The organism is Deinococcus yavapaiensis KR-236 (assembly GCF_003217515.1).
Classification (GTDB): Bacteria; Deinococcota; Deinococci; order Deinococcales; family Deinococcaceae; genus Deinococcus_A; species Deinococcus_A yavapaiensis.
Window position 1 is genome coordinate 88,848 of record NZ_QJSX01000012.1, and the last position, 15,538, is coordinate 104,385.

Consider the following 15,538-nt stretch of genomic DNA (forward strand, 5'->3'; position numbering starts at 1 on the left):
GGACTCGCCAAGTTCATGAAAGCGCCCGCATCGTGGGCGCTTTCTCTTGCCCCGCGAAGCCTCGAAGGCGATCATGCGAAATTCACTGTCTTCACGGCATGCTCGCGTTCGGAGGCAGCATGCAAAGCAAAGTTCGGACAACGGTGATTTCTACGATGGTGGTTCTCGGCAGCGTGTGGAGCGCGGCGAACGCGGCGACGACCGCGCCTTTGAAGGGTCGGGCGCTCGACGAGCGTGGTCGTCCCGTCGCAGGCGCGGTCGTCATGATCGAGCCCGTGAGCTTCTCGGGCCTCGTCGAGGCGAAAACGGACGCGTCGGGCGCCTTCGTCTCCGTGCCGCTCAACGGAGCCGTCGCGCCGTTCCGCGCCCGGGCGTACAAGGTCGTGAATTACAACGGCCAGCGTTACTGCGTCCGGCTCGCGCCGGAGACCGCGGCGGACGCCGAGCTGTTCAATCCGTCGAGTCGGCCCGTGCGTAACTTTCGCTGGCGCATGACCGGAGCGACCGGCGACGCGCCCGACGCGATCGGCAGCGACGCGTGGGGCGGCTCCATCTCGTTCTCGAACCGCATCAACATCGATTCGAACGAGCCGGAGTACGTGAAGCCCGACGACAAGATCGAACTCACGATGGTGCCGCGAGGCCCGCTCATCGACGGCAGCACGGGCCGAACCTTGACGAAGGTCGTGCGCGCCAAGGACATCGTCGCGAACCTTCCGGTGGGGTGGTACGGCGTCACGGCGAAGCTCGTGCGGTCCGACGGCACGAAAGAATCCTTGAAGGTCAGCATGAGCTATTACGACGAAGAGCCCGCGTCCTCGGTGGACTTCATGTTCAAAGGCTTCGAAAACTGCGGGCACACCGGCACCTTCGTTCGCACGCCTTTATACGTGTCCCGCACGCCTTGAAAAGCGAGCCGTCTCGGTCGTTCCCGCCGCGTTCCGCTGGAATTCGGGAGATGCCGGGCACCTTCGCGGAGAGAAGGGCGAATCGGACGCGCTACACTGCGTTCACTTCATGAGCATGTCGCCTCGCGTGCGCTTGAGCGAACCCCTGATCGGACGAGCGGACGAACAGGCCGAACTTCGCGCCCTCCTCGCGAACCGCTCGGTTCGGCTCGTCACCCTCACCGGACCGGGAGGCGTCGGCAAGACTTGCTTGGCCAACGCCGTCCTCGGGGACGTCCGAGACCTTTTCGCAGACGGCGCGTACCACGTACCGCTCGAAGACGTGCGGGAAGCGGCCGACGTTCAAGTCGCCGTCGCGAGCGCCCTGGGTTTGGAAGGCCCCGGCAGCTGGGCGGCGATCGGCGACGCCTTGGAAGCTCGGCAAGTTCTGCTCGTGCTCGACAACTTCGAGCACTTGACGAGCGCGGCCGACTTGCTGCCGAGCTTGCTGGCGCGAGCGCCGAGCGTCAAGTTGCTCGTCACGAGCCGCGCGCCGCTGCGCCTCTCCGCCGAACGCCAGTACCTCGTGCGGCCTCTCCTGGTGCCCGCGCCGACCCTCGCGCCCAGCGCCGTGTTGGCGTTCGACGCGGTGCGGTTGTTCGTGGAGCGCGCCCGTTCCGTTCGCGCCGACCTCGACTTGGGTGAGGCGAACGCCTCGGTACTCGGCGAGATCGCGCGCCAACTCGACGGATTGCCGCTCGCGCTGGAATTGGCGGCCGCTCGGTTACGGCTGTTTTCGCCCGCTGAGTTGCTCGAGCGGCTCGAACGTCCCTTGGCGCTTCTCACGACCGGTCATCGTGACGCGCCCGCGCGTCACCGCACGCTGCACTCCACGATTCAGTGGAGCGTGCAGTTGCTTTCTCCCGTCGCGCGCCGGGTGTTCGCACGACTCGCCGTCTTCGCGGGAAGCTTCACGCTCGAAGCGGCGGAAGAAGTGGGCGGCGCCGGGGAAGACGCGCTCGACGCGCTCACCTCGCTCGTAGAGGGAAGCCTCGTGCAAGTCGTGGCGCAAGGCGCCTCCACGCGCTTGCGGCTGCTCGAACCTCTGCGCGCCTTCGCTGGCGCCCTCCTCGACGAGGTGAACGAACGCGGGGCCACGGCCGAGCGGCACGCCGCCTACTACCTGCGGTCGTGCGAGACGTTGGAGCCGGACTTGCATGGGCCCGGCCAAGCGCGGGCGCTCGCGGTTCTCGAGTCGGAGGAAGGAAACGTTCGCGCGGCGCTCGCCTTCGCGGGGTCGCGCGGCCTCGGCGACGTGACGGCACGCTTTTGCGCCGCCCTTTGGTTTTACTGGTGGCTTCGGGCGCGACATCAAGAAAGCCGAAGGTACTTCGACGCGGCGCTGCAGGAATTGGACGAGTTGCCGTCGCTCGTGCGCGCCAGGTTGCTGCTCGCGGCGGGCAGCAACGACTATCTGCAAGGACAACTTCGCCAAGCCATGACTCGCTGCGAGGCTTGCCTGCACCTGCTCGACCACTTCGCGGCCGTCACCCCGGAGGAAGCGCGAACGGTGGAGCGCACGCGGACGGTGGCCTTGCTCGGCGTGGGCTTGTGCGCCCTCGACTTGGGTGAGGCGGCGCGCGCGCAACGCGACCTCGGCGAAGCGCGCACGCGCGCCCTCGCCTGGCGAGGATCGTCCGACGCGGTGGCGGCGGCGCAGGCGCTCGGTCGTCTCGCGCTCGCGCGCGGGGAGCGCGAGGCGGCCCGCGCCTGGTTCGAGGCGACCGTGCGCGAAGCGCGAGCCTTGGCGGTCGCCAACAGCGAAGCCTCCGGGTTGCAAGGGCTGGGGTTGTGCCACCTTCCCGACGCGCCCGCCTCGGCGTACGACGCCTTGACCCGCGCCTTGACGCTGGCGGAAAGCGTCGGGGACGCCCGGGTGGTCGCGTCGGCCTTCGAAGGGCTGGCGCTCGTGGGCCTCGTCGAGAAGCGCGGCGAGGAGGCGCTCGCGCTGTTCGGATCGGTGGAAGGTTGGCGAGACGCCCTCTCGCTTCGCCGAACGTCCGTCGAACACACCGCGTACGCGGCCTTTCTCGACGCGGCGCGCGCAACTTCGGCGGGCGCGTTCGACGCCGCTTGGCAAGCGGGCGCCCGCCTGTCTCCCGAAGACGCCTGGACGCGCTTGCGGGCCGCCTTGCGCCCGGATTCGAGCGACGGTGACCGGGCGCCGCCCTCGAACGCCGCCGAGAACGAGCGTCTCGAAGGCGAGCGCGATCTCCTCCTCGACCTCACGCCGCGAGAGCGCGAAGTGCTGGAGCTCGTGGCGCGCGGTCTCACGAACCGGCAAGTCGCGGCCGCGCTGCAGTTGAGCGTGCACACCGTGGCCGCGCATGTCCGCTCGGTCTTTTCGAAGCTCGACGTGCAAACGCGAACGGGCGCGGTTCGCGCCGCCATCGCGCGAGGTTGGCTCGGCGCCCCCCGGTGACGGGCTTGCAAAGTTCGCGTCGCCTACGCCAAGCCGAGGTCGAGCGCGACGCGCGTCGCGCTCGACCTCGTGGTCACGTTCAACTTCGAGAAGATGCCGCGGACGTGCGCGCTGATGGTGTGAGGACTCGTGCCGAGCTCCGACGCGATCTGCTTGTTCGTGAGGCCTCGCGCGATGGCGCGCAACACTTCCAGTTCGCGTGGCGTGAGCGAGAACACCCCTCCCTCCTCGCTTCCCGAAGAAGGCTTGGAGGCGTCGGTCGTTGCACCTTGCACCGAAACGACCGACGTCTCGGCCTCGACTTCGCGGGCGTACTCGAACATCTCGCGCGGCGAGAGTCGAGCGCCCTCCTCGAACGCCCCCGCGAACGCGCCGGCGAGCAGGGTGCGGGCCGTCTCTTGGTGGGGCGCGTACAAGAAGCGCTCCGTCGGCGCCACGGGAACGCCGAAGCGTGAACGAAGCCGATCCGCCGCGCCCCACAAGTGCGCGGCGCGCGTCATGTCACCGTCGATCGTGGCGGTGACCGCCAGCCCTTCGAGGAAATACGCGGCGAGCATCGGGTTGCCGATGGACCACACGACGTCCAGCCCGCTCAGCAGCGACGCGCGCGCGCCCGCGAGGTCGCCCGTCATGAGGATCGCCAAGCCGAGGGCGTGCTGCGCGAAGACCGCGTACGCCACGTCGCCGACATCGTGGAATTGACGCGCCGCTTCCCGCAAGGGTTCGAGGGCTTCTCGCGGTCGTTGCTGCTCGACGAGCAACCGACCGCGGCTGGACTGCGCGAGTCCTTGCAAAAAGCGGTCTTCAAGCGAGCGGGCGAGGTGCGACGCGCGGCGAAACTGCTCGTCCGCCTCGTCGTAGCGGCGCTCGTCCATCGCGGCGAGTCCCGCGCCAATGGTGCTCCACGTTTCGCCGCGCGCGTCTCCCACCTCGCGAAAGAGCGGCAAGGTGGCGCGACTGACTTCGGCGGCGTACGCGAAGTCACCTTGCATGTAAGCCAAGCGACCCGCCGCCCACGAAGCCCACGCGTAGTCGGCCGTCGACAAGTCGTCTTCTCGGCCGAGCACTTCGCTCATGAAGCGTCGTCCCTCGTCGTGAAAGCCGCGTTTCGTCCACGCGTACCACAAGCCGTGCCCGATGCGCGCGGCCGTCGTCGTGTCGCCGACGTCGAGCGCGAAGCGCAGGGCCGCGTGGAAGTTGGGCTGATCCTCGTCGAACAGAAGCGGCCAACGCTTCTGTCCCTCCTCGAACAAGTCGGTGTTCACGGCCCGCGCCAAGTCCTGGAAATACGACGCGTGCCGCCGCCGCACGTCGCGCTCCTCGCCGCTTTCGCGCAACTTTTCCGCCGCGTACTCACGAATGGTCTCCAGCAGCACGAAGCGCTCCTCGCGGTTCGCGCGTGTCACGAGGCTGTGCTCGACGAGCGCTTCGAGCAACGGCAGCGGCTCGTCGTCGGCTCGCACGACCGCTTCCATCGCCGAGACGTCGAAGGTGCCGACGAAGACGGACAAGTGCCGCAAGGCGCGCTGCTCGGCGGGCCGAAGAAGGTCGTAGCTCCAATCGAGAGTCGCGCGCAGCGTTCGCTGACGGTCCGGAAGGTCGCGCGGCCCTTGCGTGAGAAGCGACAAGCGGGTCGCGCCGCCGTCGAGGCGTTCGAGCAGACCGCGCGGTGAGAACAGGCGAACGCGGGCCGCCGCGAGTTCGAGCGCCAGCGGCAAGCCGTCGAGGCGGTGGCAAAGCGTGGCGATCACCTGCGCGTTCGCGTCCACGTCCAAAAGCTGCCCGTTGGCCGCCGCACGCTGCACGAACAGGCGCGTCGCGGGCGCCTCGAAAATCGCTTGCTTGGTGACCGACGGGTTCGGCAGCGTGAGAGAGGGCAGCCTCAGGGGCGCGAGCGGATACTCGTGCTCGGCCGCGATCCTCAACGGCGCTCGGCTCGTCACGAGCACTTTCGACGAGCCGCCGGCTTCCAGCAACGAGGTGATCGTCGTGGACGCGGCGAGCAGGTGCTCGAAGTTGTCGAGCACCAAGAGCAAGTCACGACTTTCCAGCGCGTCCACGAGCGCTTCGCGCGGTGACTTGGCCGGGTCGTGGGCGCCGAGCGCCCGGACGATCGAGGCTTCCAAGAGGCGTTCGTCGCGCACGGGCGCGAGTGCGACGAAGGTGATGCCGTCCCGAAACGCTCCGGTGACCTCCGCGTCTTGCGCGACGGCGAGCGCCAAGCGGGTCTTGCCGACGCCGCCCGGCCCGGTGATCGTGACGAGCGAAACGCCCGGGTCCGCCAAGAGCTTCGAAACCGCCTGCACGTCCGAAGCCCGTCCCAGCAAGGGCGTCATGCTCTTGAAGGACGGGCCGGTCGCCCGTTCGGCACGTTCCGACGGGATGATCTCGCTCATACGATGACTGTTTGTACCACATCGTTTCGCCGGTTTCACCGAGCGAAACCCGGCGGCCGAGCGTGAAGCGATCCAGGTGTTACGGGCGTGGCGCCCGCTGAAACGACCACGTGACGGTTCCTTGCACGGCGAGTCCGTTCGTGTCGGTCGTCGAGAAGGGAGCGCTTCCGGCGATGACGTCGTCCTTCCAAGCAAACGAGCCTTTCGTCGCCGGAACGAAGGCGGGCCAACCGCCCGACAGTTCGCTGGAAGCCGTCTCGTCGTAATTTTCCGCCGGATTGCAAGTCTCGGTGTAGGTGCCGTGCAAAGTCGAGGTGCCCGAACCCACGCCCATCGGTAAGTTCAGGGCGACTTCGTAGTGCCCGTCGGGATGACGAAACAAGTGGGCGGAGAGGCGAGCGTCCGTCATGGAGCCTCCGAGGCTTTTCTCCAACGAGGTGATCCACGTTCGCTTCGCGTCCGGGACGTCACAAAACGGATCGGCTTCCTCGCGGAAGCTGCTTTGGCTGCTGCTGTACGAGAACGTGCTCGTTCCGCTTCCCGTGAACGAGGTGACGCCCTGAGGCGTGGAATCCGGCAGGATGCGAAGCTCGGACGTGGAGTCGAGAAAGCCCGTGAGCGACGAAAGCTGCTGCGAGACCGTCGTGTCTCCGACTTTGCCGCCGCTGCTCGCGGTGTACGAAACCGTGCCCGTCCAGACGCATGGCCGGGCCGTCTCGGAATCGATGGAATCTGCCGCGCCGCTTCCGACAAGCAGTTCCAACAAGCGCTTGATCGCCACGACGGCCTTGACCTGCTCCCAATTTCCGGCGTCGAAGCACGGCCCGATAACTTCCTCGAAGCACGTTTGCGCGACGCCGCGCGCGTACGTCGTCAATGGAAGAGGCAGTTCGTTGTCCAAGCCGAGCAGCGCAAGTTGGCGAGCGAAGCTCAACCCCTCCATGAGAGTCGCGTTGCCGTCCTCGCAACTCGCGGGCGGCGTGGTCAGCTTGCTCAGCATCGCCGGATAGCGAGCTTTCAAAGCTTCCACGATCTGCTGGAGAGCTTGTTGACGCTGCTCGGAGGGCGTCTCGGCGTTACGCAGCACGCTCGTCGGGGGTTGCAACGCCTGCTCCCACGCGTCCTCCGCGCCGCCCGCTTGCCGCTGCGCCTGCGCGCTCACTTCCTGTGGCGTGCCCGACGACACCGCGTACCCGCTGAAGTGCATCAAGTCGAACACCAAGCCTGCCCCTTCGAGCGACAACGGGTACAAGTGAGCGTCACGTCCCGCTCCGTGGTACGCCACGCTCACCGGCGTCGAAGGTGCCGAGCCCACCGGCGTGATCGTCAAGGACGCCGATCGCAAGAAGCGCAATCCGTCCGGCTCCAACTGCACGCCCGCGAAAAACCCCCCCGAGAAGGGGAGGTTCTCCAAGCCCGTCAGCGGCGTCATCGTGACCTGCACGTCCTGTGCGAGCGCGCCGGGTGGCACCAGCAGGTCGAACCGTGTGCCGTCCGCGCCCGTCACGTGCACGCTTCCTCCGCCCGCCGACGTCACGAGCGCGCTCACCGCGCTCGCCGCGTCGGGCCGCGGCGTCACACTCAACGCGCCCGCCGTTCCACTGCCTTCTCCGCCCGTGGACGTCGCGGCGACGTGCACGACTTGCCGCGCTTCGTTGCCGCTCGCGTCGCTCGCCACGACCGTCAGGGTGTGCGCCCTCGTGTCCGGCAAGTTCCACGTGAAGTGCCAGGCGTTCGTGACGTGCCCCGCTCCGTCCACGTCGAAGGTCACGCGCGGCGTGCCCGACGCGGTGGTGCTGCCGATCAGCACGGGTCCGTCGTACACGTCGAGGCCTTGCAAGCCCACGTTGTCGCTTGCCGCGCCGCTCAGGGTGAGCAGACCGGCGGTCGAATCGGGAGCGTCGGCGGTCAGGCTGGGCGGCGTGAAGTCGACGCGCACGCCGCTCGTCGCGGCGAACGGCAGCGACAACGACGCGGGCACGGTCGTAATCGTGGCAGTCTCGTCACCGTCGGCGCGCCACGCGGTGACGACGGCGTTCAATGTGAACGTGGGGGCGGCGGGATGGGCGGCGGCTTGAACGCGCGCGCCGAGATTGCTTTTGCCGAGAATGCTCCCCAAGGCGGCGTCGAGGGTGAAGTCGGCGGTGAAGTCCGAGAGGGGCACGGCGTAGCGGCGACCGTTGTCGTCGGGCGTGCGGACGGTGAGGAGGGCGTCGAAAGTCTGGCCGGGTTGCACGGCGTTCATGGGCAGGGCAGGCGTGAGGGTGACGGCGTCGAGATCGGTGAGGGTCTTGACGGTGAGCGTGAGGTTGGCGCCGGGCGTGACTTGCTGATCGGGCTGCCGTCCGAAGGCGAGGAAGGGGCGGGTGGGATCTTGGCCGAGTCCGGCGCTTTGGAAGGTGTAGGTGCCGGGTAGAAGGGCGAGTTGCATGCTGGGCTGGGTATCGGTGAGGGTGAGGACGTCGTGGGTGCCCGCCGGGTCTTGATGGTGGGCGTCGTCGAAGTGGACGAGGACGCCGTCGGGGGTATAGACGCGGACGTGCAGGGTGTGGACGGCGTTGGTGCCGGTGGACGTGGTGGGAAGGGCTTGAGGGCGAATGGCGTGGGACGTAGGGGCGTGCAAGGTGAAGGGGACGAGCGAACTGGTGGGCGTCGAGGCAGGCGTGGTGGTGCAGGCGCCGAGCGTGAGCGCTCCGAGAGAGGCCAGGGAGAGAAACCGAAGCGAAACTTGTGTCATACCTTCACTTCCTTTGATGTCGAGGAGCCGTGACGAAAGCCTTCCGAGCACCTCGGCGTCACTGCCCGAGGTGCTCGAAAGGTACGTCGTGCCCCACCTGCGGGGCATCGTTCGTTTCGGGGAGGCGGGGGCTCCGCTTCGACTACTTAAAATCTGCGATGCCGCTTTTTCGCGCGGCGCGTACCGTGGACTCGCCGAGGAGAGGCCGTGACGAAGCGGCTCCTTGGACGGAGGTCGGTATGTCCCGTATGAATTCAAGCTCGGGCCGCAAGCTCTTGTTTTCGTTGGCGTTGTTGTTCGGCGTGTCCACGGCCGCTCAGGCCGCCGCGCCGTCGTGGGGAGCGGGCGTGAAAGTCAGCGCGTGGTTCGCGGGATCGGGCGGCTTGAGCGCGCCCTACGATTCCGTGACCGGACGCGTCGGCATCCCGAACGGAGCCGGTTTGCTGTACCAGTTCGCGTCGAACGGCACGTACGTCAAGATGTTCCAGAGCTATCACAGCAATTACGGATGTACGAACGGCTTCACGGCGACGGAGTGGGGAACGTTCGAATCGGACGAGTCGACGCTCGTGACGTACCCGTCGGGCGGAGAGATGAAGGTCGTGGACACGTGCGCGCCGAGCTTGAATTCGTTCAAGCCCCTCACGGACTTGCAAGTCGAGCAGTTCTCGTACGCCTTTTCCGACTCGGCGTTGACGATGAAGAGATCGGACGGCATGACGGTCACGCTGCGTCCCGTGTCTTGAAGCTTCTTCGGAGCGCGGTCGTCAAAAGGCGACCGCGCGACATTACGGCGCCTCACGACGAGTTAAACTAGTTGATAGCCCGCTTCAGGACCGCGTGACGTTCGCCGCTTCCCGTCGCAGTCGACGCCAAGGAGGCGCGCTTGACTCAAGCCACGTTCTTCCCCCATCGCTCCTCGTCGAGTTCGCCGAGGAGCCCTTGAACTTTGCCTCCGAGGAGCCCGAGCCGGACCTTCGCGCGTGGCCGACGTCGTCGAGACGTAATGTGCCCAGGGCCCAGTCGAGCGGCGAGCGAGGATCCTCCGGCCTGTTCTTTGCGGCATCGTCGAACCACCGATTTCCACTGCTTTCATTTTCCATTCCGCGGCGTCGTGATCGACCCGCACGAGGTGACATGATCATCGAAGCTCATCAAGTTCAGCGACACTCGGTCGAAACCGGGAAAGACGTGTTCACGATCGCGCCGGGCGTGAGCGCCCGATTCGACGACATCGTGCAGTACGGTGGCCGCAGCTACCGTGTGGTGCGCCTGCAACGCGTGACCGAGGGTGGCGCTTCCGTGGTGTTCGCCACGTACAAGGGCAAATTGTGAGCGCGCTTCGCGTCTTGGAGCGCGCGGTGCAGTGCACGTGGCGTCCGGGAAGCATGACGCACGTGCGCTTGGCGTACGGCGGCGAAACGGCCGAGGTGCCGTTCGAGCGCGTCGTTCGCTTGTTCGGGCGCGTGGCGCTCGACGCGATGTACTTGCGGGGCCGCTTCTCGTGGCACGCCACCTCGGGCTTCGCGCTTGGAGACGTGTGAGCGCCTGGCCGAGCGTGCGGCACGACGACGTGGAAGCCGCGCGTCGTCTCGTGCTGGACACCCTGGGCATGCGCGACTCGTGGCCCGAAGAGCAACTCGTGGACGTGACGGGATTGTCGCCGAAGCGATTTCAAACGGTGATCACGCTGCTGCTGTCCGAGGGATTGGTGCACCGTCAGCCTCCCCTGTCTCCGGAGCGGCCGTACACGGCGTACCACGTGTCTTCTTCGCACGTCGCGAGCGTCTTGTCCGACGACGAGATCGCCGACTTGCCGAGCGAGGCGCTCGCGGTTCTCGCGCACCTCGCTCAGCGTGCCGACACGGCGCGGCGCATCTCTTCGAAGTTGTCGTTGTCGCTGGACGAGACGGGCCGCGTCTTGGCGTTGCTGCAACGGCATCACCTCGTGACGTGTCGGTACGTGGGCTTGCTGTCGATCTACCACCGCGCTTCCTGAGCGCGTGACGGCCAAGAGCGAGCGGGAACCTTGTGGTTCCCGCTCGCTCTCGTCAGAACGTGGTCGCGGCGTCGCGTCGGGCGATCAAGCCAAGCGAATCGTTGCTCGCGCGACGCCCGCTCGCGTCGAGACAGCCTTGACGCTGACGTCCTTGCCAAGGGGCGCGCGCACCACCCATTGCACCAGAGTCTCTTGATTGGTCGAGCCGCCCGCGCCCGCGAAGAGCAGCGCGCCACCGCTGCGTCCCTCCAAGTGCCCGACGTCGCGCGCGAGTTCGCCGCTTTCGAGCGTCGCGCCGTCGGGCAGTTCGAGCGTCACGCGGATCGGTGGAACGACGCCGCGCTCGCGCGCCTTGGCAGACGTGTACGTCGGGAGGTAGCCGAGGTTCTCGACGACGGCGGAAATTCGGAAGAGTCCGTCCTCGTCCGCGCCGCTCGCGAGACGCGCGGCCTCGAGCGTGCGAACGTGGAGCCTCGGCGATGTCTCGGCGTGATCGAGGGTGAAGAGGGTGTGCTTGCGGGCGATGTCGGGCAAGAAGGCGGCGGGCGCGTTTTGCCAAAAGCGCTTCGTGTCCCATCCGCCGATCTCGACGCGTCCGAGTTCCGGGTGATCGAAGGGCGTCCAGTCGTGAAAGCCGCCGAGGCCGTGCGCGTCGTTGAACGCGAGGATCTTGAGGTCGTCCTCCTCGGGGTGCTCGCGAAACCACCCGATGAAGTCGCGGCTTTTCACGCCCGCTTCGGACACGACGTCCCACAACTCGTTGGCGAACGCGAAGATGCCCAGCCCGTCGTACAACCAGTCGAAGAAGCCGCCCGAAAGCACCGTCTTGGGGTCGTACCGAAAGCCGTGGAAGACGCTCGTGTGCGGATAACCCGTGACGTCCGTGCCGCGCTGCCCGATGCGCTTGAAGACGTTCAAGTCGTGCGTCGGCAACGCGTCGTCGGGCTGCGACGAGGACGGGCGCAGGATCACGCCGCTGAAGGTGTGGTAGGACTGCACGCCGTTCACGTTCGGATGGGCTTTGAGGAAATCCGCGACGGCGCGCGTCTCGGGTTCGCTCAAGGGAAAGGTGCCCGCGCCGCGCTGCTGGCTTTCGGGCGCCCAACCTTGCGGAAAGTTACGGTTGAGGTCGAGGCCGTAGCGTGGCGGCGCGTCCGTCACGGTGTAGCCGTTGTAGCCGCGCAGGCGACCTTCGATGTAGCGGTGGTAGAAGGTCCCTTCGAGATCAAAGGGCTCGCGGGGACGCATCAGCCGCGGGTCGCGGTCGCTGATCTTCCAAGCACCCTTGGGGTCGGGCACGCGCATCTCCAAGATGAGGCCGTTGCCGTCGATGTCTTCGGGTGTCAAGCCGTCGCGTTCTTCGGCGTGCGGATACGGCGTCGTGTTGGAGCGCAACAGGCGCGGCGTCGTGAGGTACGCCTCGCTCCCGTCCGGACTGAGGCGCGGCGCGACGTACACGGCGAGACGATCGAGGACGCGCGTCGCTTGGGGATCTTGACCGTAACCGCGCGTCAGGTGGTCGATGGTGTAAAGGGCGGTCGCGCCGCCCGTGACTTCGCCCGCGTGGATGTTCGCGTCGATCCAGTAGCCGGGCTTTTCGAGGTCGGGTCCCGTGTCGAGGTTCGTGAGGGTCATGACCCACAACTCGCGTCCCTCTCGCGTCCGGCCCATACTCTCGAGTCGGGCGAGGCGCGGGTACTGAGCGACGACCTCGTGCAGGTACGTCGTGAGTTCGTCGTAGGTGTGGAAGTGGTCGAGGTCCAAGTGCGGCACGTGCCCTCCAGGATGAATTGAAGTCGGGGCAGTATACCGTGCGCGGCGAACTTGACCGAGGCGCTTGGAGGCGAAGTGGAGGGAAGGGTCCGCCTCGACGCGCTCGTGGTTGTCGGCGCGAGCGGTGCGGAGGCGAACGGCGTTCGCGAGTCTCTTCTCCGCCTTCCTTCGAGCCCGGCCTCCTGTTGGTGTGGGTGTTTCGCGCCTCGTCGGTGAGCGCGTCGAGCGGCGGAAAATGCGAAGTCGATTCTTCAAAACTTTTGAGGAATCCCGTAAGGTGAAGTGATTCCTTCAGGAGGCCTCATGCCCGATCGGTTCACCGCCCCCTTCTTCGTTCGCCACCTCGATCGCCGCGCGCCCGGGAACCGTTGACATGGCTTGGTACTCGTCGACCGACAACCCCGTGAATCGACCGCCTCTGCCGCCTTCTTGGCCCGAATCCGTGGCCCGCGGCGTCGAGGCGCTCGATGTGATCGCGCGCACGCTCCTCGACGACGTCGAACGGCTCGGGCGACCGTGCGTCGTCGCTCTCGACGGGTACAAAGGCACCGACTTCGACTTTCCGGTGCGTGAACTCACCCGGGTCATCGAAGCGACCGGCGTGTCCGTCGTCGCCTTGGACGTCACGGGCGTCTACCGTTCCCCGGAGGCGCTCGACGCCTTGATCGCGCCGTTCCTGACCGACGACCCCAGCTTCGGCCGCGTCTTCCCCGGCGACTTGGCCGACTTGACTGACGCCCACGCGGTCGAACGCACGACCGCGTACTTGCGTGGAGTGCGCGCCGACGTCGGGCGCCGCAGAATCGTCGTGTGCTTCGGAATCGGCGCGGCCCTGCCCGCGTGGCGAGATGAGCTCGACCGCGTGGCGTACCTCGACCTCACCCGCGAAGAGCTCATCGTTCGAGACGAGCGCGGCGAGACCCGGCCGATCGGACGCAACACGCCCGGCTCGACGTTTTGGAAGCGAAGCTACTACGTCGAGTATCCGGCGCTGAATCGCCACAAGAAGCGGGTGCTGAGCGCCTTCGACTGGTATCTCGACGCTTGCCGCGCCCACGACCCCCTCCTGGTGCCCGCCGAAGCGTATCGCTCGCTCATGACGGCGTTGACGGGCATGCCCTTCGTCTGCAAGGTGTTCTACATGCCGGGCACCTTCGGCGGCACGGAGTTCGGGCCGCGCTTCGGTGTGAACGGCTTGCCGAACACCAGCTGGGATTACGAGATCAGCGTCGGCGACTCGCACCTGCTCGTGGCGGCGGGCGACGAGGTGCTGCAGCTTCCCTTCCACAACGTGCTGTACGCCGAGCCGCTTCGCCTCGTGGGAGCGTACTCGCACGAGACGTACCCCGACCACTTTCCGCTGGCCGTCTACATGCAAGACGGGTACTTTCCCCCGGAAAGCGACGCGGACTTCAAGCGGACGCACATGCCGCACCATCTGCATCCTGACACCGCGTATTGCCGAGAGCACTTCCACGAGCCGCTCGGACGCTACGAGACGTACTACATCGTGCGCGCCGATCCGGGCGCGGTCACCATGCACGGCTTTCGTGACGAAGCCGACATCGAGCAGTACGTGCGCGAAGTCGTGCGGTCCGCCGAGACGGGAGAGGAGTTCGATTGGCGCCGCTTCGTGTACGAACACCCGAGTTCGACCGGAGAGTTGCATCAATTGCCGCCCGGCACGGTGCACGGCACGGGCGGGCGGCAAATCATCTTGGAGATCGACACGAATCCCAGCCGCGAAAGCACCGAGTACTCGTTCTACCTCTACGATTACGTGCGCCCGAACTTCAACTACCGCGCCAACGACATGACGGGCCCGCCCGCGAAGTTGCAGCTTCGCCACGGCTTGGCGACGCTGCGGCGCAACCGAAAGCAGGACGTCATGAGGGCGTTGCGCGCTCCACCGAGCGTCGTGCGCGAAGGAGAAGGGTGGCGCGAGGTGTCCTTTCCGATGTACTCGAGCATGCCGTACCAAGTGAACCGCTTCGAGTTCACGCGGCAAATCGAGGATCGCACGAACGACTTCTTCCATTGCCTGGCCCTCACGAAAGGAACGCGCGTGCGAATACGCTCGAAGCCCGACGCCACGCGAAGCTTCACGCTGGAGTTTTGCGACAACGTCGTGGTTCCGGCTGCGTTCGGCGAGTACGTGTGCGAGAACCTCGCGGACGGCGAGTGCGAGGTCGTCAAAGCCTTTCTGCGAACGGACTTTCACGAGCCGCCGCCCGAGGAGGACTGGTAAGCAGCGAGCATCTTCCCGCTTTGGTAATCGTTTTCAGGCTTTTACACTTTGACAAAAGTAATTTTCAGGCTTAAGCTTCGATCACGACCGAAGCCGCACGTTCCCACGGCGTCCACGAGGTTCCCTTGACGACCGAACCGACTTTGCCAAGCCTGCCCAACGGCGCCATGGGACGCCTCAAAGCCCAGCGCGACTTTTTGTCGCCGAGCCTTCGGCGCGTCGCCGACCACATCCTCGTCGACGCCGACAAGGTCATTTACCAGACCATCACCGAACTCGCCGCCAACGCGGGCGTCGGTGAGGCGACCATCACCCGCTTGTGCCGAAAAATCGGCTTCGCGGGCTTCCACGCCTTCAAAATCGCCCTCACGACCGACGTCGCGCACGCCACGCCGCGAGACGCGCCGAGCGGTGACGGCATTCTCGACCTCGCCACGAGCGCCGTGCGGCACGCGACGCTCGCGCTGGAGGAAACGCGGCGTATCCTCAACTTCGAAGTGCTCGAACGCGTCGTCGACGCCATCGTGCGGGCGCCACGCGTCGACGTCACCGGGCAAGGCAACAGCGCCTTCGCCGCGCAGTTCTTCGCGCACAAACTCATGCGTCTCGGCATCGCGGCGGTCGCCCACCCCGATCCGCACATCGCCGTCGTCAGCGCCGCCACCTTGCCGCCGAGCGGCGTCCTGATCGGCATGACTCGCTCGGGCAGCACGATCGACACCATCCAAACCCTCAAGGTCGCCGCTCGAAGCGGCGTCTACACCGTCGCCATCACGAACCGCGCCAGCTCACCCGTCACGCAGCACGCCGCCGACATCCTCTACACCGTCAGCCCCGAGGGACCGCTCGCCGGAGGCGCCTTGTCGAGCATCGGCAGCCAACTGCTCGTCGTGGAAGTGCTGTACCTCTCCGTCGCCGCCCGCACGACGGGCGCCCACGACGCCATTCGCAAGACGGCCGAGTCCATCGCCGAAAAGAAGTACTGAGCCTCCCGACCTCGACCAAGCTCGAAAGGA

Annotated in this window: 11 protein-coding genes; 8 read left to right on the forward strand and 3 right to left on the reverse strand. The window is 66.6% G+C overall.

Annotated elements, in window-relative coordinates; translation table 11 throughout:
* The first annotated feature begins 119 nt into the window (after positions 1 to 119).
* Both DES52_RS15095 and DES52_RS15100 read left to right on the forward strand, forming a co-directional pair.
* A complete protein-coding gene (locus DES52_RS15095; protein ID WP_146237312.1) occupies positions 120 to 908 on the forward strand; it encodes a carboxypeptidase-like regulatory domain-containing protein in 789 nt (262 codons plus the stop codon).
* A 109-nt stretch (positions 909 to 1,017) separates the two neighbouring features.
* Positions 1,018 to 3,369 (forward strand): ATP-binding protein, encoded by a 2,352-nt coding sequence (locus DES52_RS15100; RefSeq protein WP_110887653.1) that lies wholly within the window; start codon positions 1,018 to 1,020, stop codon positions 3,367 to 3,369.
* Between the two features lie 23 nt (positions 3,370 to 3,392).
* On the opposite strand, the gene DES52_RS15105 is transcribed toward DES52_RS15100, so the two are convergent.
* Positions 3,393 to 5,765 carry a LuxR C-terminal-related transcriptional regulator gene (locus DES52_RS15105; RefSeq protein WP_110887654.1) on the reverse strand — a complete coding sequence of 791 codons (2,373 nt, stop codon included), beginning with the start codon at positions 5,763 to 5,765 and terminating at the stop codon, positions 3,393 to 3,395.
* 79 nt (positions 5,766 to 5,844) lie between these two features.
* Complete coding sequence (locus tag DES52_RS15110) at positions 5,845 to 8,502, reverse strand: hypothetical protein (RefSeq protein WP_170131079.1); 2,658 nt, start codon at positions 8,500 to 8,502, stop codon at positions 5,845 to 5,847.
* A gap of 248 nt (positions 8,503 to 8,750) precedes the next feature.
* Here DES52_RS15110 and DES52_RS15120 point away from each other — a divergent pair, with 248 nt between their 5' ends.
* The 4 genes from DES52_RS15120 to DES52_RS15135 all read left to right on the forward strand — a co-directional run bounded on the left by DES52_RS15120 (position 8,751) and on the right by DES52_RS15135 (position 10,501).
* Positions 8,751 to 9,248, forward strand: coding sequence for a hypothetical protein (locus tag DES52_RS15120; protein ID WP_110887656.1), 498 nt, complete (start codon positions 8,751 to 8,753; stop codon positions 9,246 to 9,248).
* Between the two features lie 391 nt (positions 9,249 to 9,639).
* The gene (locus DES52_RS15125) at positions 9,640 to 9,837 is read left to right on the forward strand and encodes a hypothetical protein (RefSeq protein WP_110887657.1); all 198 of its coding nucleotides are present in this window, start codon (positions 9,640 to 9,642) and stop codon (positions 9,835 to 9,837) included.
* Positions 9,834 to 10,046, forward strand: coding sequence for a hypothetical protein (locus tag DES52_RS15130; protein WP_110887658.1), 213 nt, complete (start codon positions 9,834 to 9,836; stop codon positions 10,044 to 10,046). The genes DES52_RS15125 and DES52_RS15130 overlap by 4 nt, the downstream gene beginning before the upstream one ends.
* A complete protein-coding gene (locus DES52_RS15135; protein WP_110887659.1) occupies positions 10,043 to 10,501 on the forward strand; it encodes a hypothetical protein in 459 nt (152 codons plus the stop codon). Before DES52_RS15130 ends, DES52_RS15135 begins: the two co-directional genes overlap by 4 nt.
* Positions 10,502 to 10,585: 84 nt before the next feature.
* Here the strand turns inward: DES52_RS15135 and DES52_RS15140 are convergent, their stop codons facing one another.
* Positions 10,586 to 12,274 carry a M14 family metallopeptidase gene (locus DES52_RS15140; RefSeq protein ID WP_110887660.1) on the reverse strand — a complete coding sequence of 563 codons (1,689 nt, stop codon included), beginning with the start codon at positions 12,272 to 12,274 and terminating at the stop codon, positions 10,586 to 10,588.
* A gap of 373 nt (positions 12,275 to 12,647) precedes the next feature.
* On the opposite strand from DES52_RS15140, the gene DES52_RS15145 reads away from it, so the two are divergent.
* The gene (locus tag DES52_RS15145) at positions 12,648 to 14,522 is read left to right on the forward strand and encodes a cupin domain-containing protein (protein ID WP_110887661.1); all 1,875 of its coding nucleotides are present in this window, start codon (positions 12,648 to 12,650) and stop codon (positions 14,520 to 14,522) included.
* Between the two features lie 125 nt (positions 14,523 to 14,647).
* Complete coding sequence (locus DES52_RS15150; protein WP_245901042.1) at positions 14,648 to 15,508, forward strand: MurR/RpiR family transcriptional regulator; 861 nt, start codon at positions 14,648 to 14,650, stop codon at positions 15,506 to 15,508.
* Positions 15,509 to 15,538: the final 30 nt, after the last annotated feature.